Origin of the sequence: Leptolyngbya sp. FACHB-36 (assembly GCF_014695955.1) — a bacterium.
GTDB lineage: Bacteria > Cyanobacteriota > Cyanobacteriia > Leptolyngbyales > Leptolyngbyaceae > FACHB-36.
In genome coordinates, this window is the sequence record NZ_JACJPG010000345.1 from 1 (window position 1) to 2,103 (window position 2,103).

Here is a 2,103-nt window from a genome sequence, read left to right on the forward strand (position 1 = left end):
GTTACCCACCAGCTTGAGATGCAGTCCAAAATCTGCCGCCCGTCTTCGAGTTCCAGCAAAACGCCGTGCCCTTTCACCACCTTCAGCGGCGGCGGAGCGGTTTTCATTTGCGTAAAGGGTTGCCAGATTGGGGAGGTCATGGAAAGCGGCGATCGCAACTCAAGGTTCCTATTCTAGTGCGGCAGCGTCGCTGCTTAACAAAGTCGCTGCTTAACAAAACTGAATAGAGCCACGAGACCTGTCGCGATCGCAAACTGATTCAACTAGAGCGATCCAAGAACCGTCGATCATGAATGCCAGCGGTCAAAACGACTGCTCAAGTGATCGATTAATCCCGCTAAGATCGAAACGGACGATCGACCCAGGAGAACCCCATTGCCTACACTTGGCGTCAACATTGACCACATTGCCACGATCCGGCAGGCGCGACGAACCGTGGAGCCAGACCCCGTAGCCGCTGCGGTTTTAGCAGAACTTGCTGGAGCCGACGGGATCACGGTGCATCTGCGCGAAGACCGCCGCCACATTCAGGACCGAGATGTACGCCTGCTGCGGCAGACTGTGCGAACCCATCTCAACTTGGAAATGGCAGCGACCGATGAGATGGTGGCGATCGCCCTCGACCTCAAGCCGGATTATGTAACACTGGTGCCCGAACGTCGTGAAGAAGTCACGACAGAAGGCGGACTAGATGTGGCAGGACAAGCTGGGCGCATGGCAGACGTCGTCAACGTGCTTCAGGGCGCGGACATTCCGGTGAGCCTGTTTATTGACGCTGACGCGAAGCAAATCGATATGTCGGCAGCGATTAAGGCGCAGTTCATTGAACTCCACACGGGACAGTACGCGGAGGCAGACGACGAAACCCAACGCGCCAAAGAGCTGCAAATCTTGGCAGACGGCTGTACGCGGGCGATCGCGGCAGGGCTGCGCGTCAATGCCGGACACGGACTCACCTATTGGAACGTTTACGCCGTTGCCTGTCTGCCCGGAATGGAAGAACTGAACATTGGGCATACCATCATCAGCCGCGCCGCCCTAGTGGGTCTAGAACGAGCCGTGCGCGAGATGAAACAGGCCATACGGGGGCAGTTGTGAATCGCAGAGTCTGAGTTACGAGTTTTGAATTAACGCTGCCACATCTGGGGCAAACGCAGCCTGGAAAATCTATACTCGTTATTCGGAACGGAAACTCGGAACGGACGTTCAAACTTCATCATTCAAACACCCCTCTTCTCACCCGATTCAACCATGCAAACGTATTACTTTGTCCTTGCCAGCCAACGCTTTCTCACTGAAGAGGAGCCGATCGACGAAGTGCTGAAGGAGCGGACCCGCCACTACCAGGAGCAGGAAAAAGCGATCGATTTCTGGCTCGTGAATCAGCCTGCATTTTTAGATGCGCCAGAAATGGCAGATTTAAAAGCGACGTGTCCGCAGCCTGCGAGTGCTATCATCTCAACCAATTCTCAGTTCATTACCTGGCTCAAACTGCGGCTAGAGTTTGTGGTGACTGGCGAATTTCAGGCTCCCTCAGAAACCATTCCACAGCCGATCGCGTCCTTGGCTCCCGTTTCATAGCGTCTGTACAAGGAAACGCCAGCTTGGTTTTTTGAGGGTGCTGTCTGCCGATCGCAACGCGGTTTTAAGGAGAGGCTATGCGTCAGAATGCCCAAGTAGTCAACGTCCTGCTGAGTGCGGTCCTCGCTACGGCGGGGAGCCTGTTCGCACCGATCGTCCGCCCGCTTGCGGCGCAACTGCCTCCCACACCGCCCAGTAGTGAGCCGGCTCCCACGCTGCCGAACATGGGGACTCCAGCACCCATCTACCCTAGCTGTCCGCCGCCTTCAGGAGGCGAGTATTTGCTGCTGGTTGTTAGTAAAACGCCAGACGTGCAGGAGCGGGTGCGGCGATCGCTGCCGCCCAGTGCGTCCCCTATCCTCTGCAACTATCTGAGCGATGTTGTCACCCGCGTGGGCGGGTTTACCACCGTTGATTCTGCCAGCGCGTGGGCAAAATATCTTACGGACACGGCAGGGCTGTCTGCTTTCGTCGCTCGTCCTTCGGATGCGCCTCCTCCGATTTCTGCTGCCCCGCCGCAAA

The 2,103-nt window shown here is 56.5% G+C and carries 2 protein-coding genes and 2 pseudogenes; 3 read left to right on the forward strand and 1 reads right to left on the reverse strand.

The annotated features are described in order from the left end of the window. A pseudogene (locus tag H6F43_RS23060) lies at positions 1 to 140 on the reverse strand (adenosylmethionine--8-amino-7-oxononanoate aminotransferase BioA); the annotation flags it as partial. Positions 141 to 375: 235 nt separating this feature from the next. On the opposite strand from H6F43_RS23060, the gene H6F43_RS09835 reads away from it, so the two are divergent. The 3 genes and pseudogenes from H6F43_RS09835 to H6F43_RS09845 form a co-directional block, all read left to right on the forward strand. Further along, positions 376 to 1,098, forward strand: coding sequence for a pyridoxine 5'-phosphate synthase (locus H6F43_RS09835; RefSeq protein ID WP_190342606.1), 723 nt, complete (start codon positions 376 to 378; stop codon positions 1,096 to 1,098). Positions 1,099 to 1,251: 153 nt separating this feature from the next. Continuing rightward, entirely contained in the window at positions 1,252 to 1,581 is a 330-nt protein-coding gene (locus H6F43_RS09840; RefSeq protein WP_190342607.1) for an MgPME-cyclase complex family protein, read from the forward strand. A gap of 77 nt (positions 1,582 to 1,658) precedes the next feature. Next, positions 1,659 to 2,103, forward strand: a pseudogene (locus H6F43_RS09845) (hypothetical protein); the annotation flags it as partial.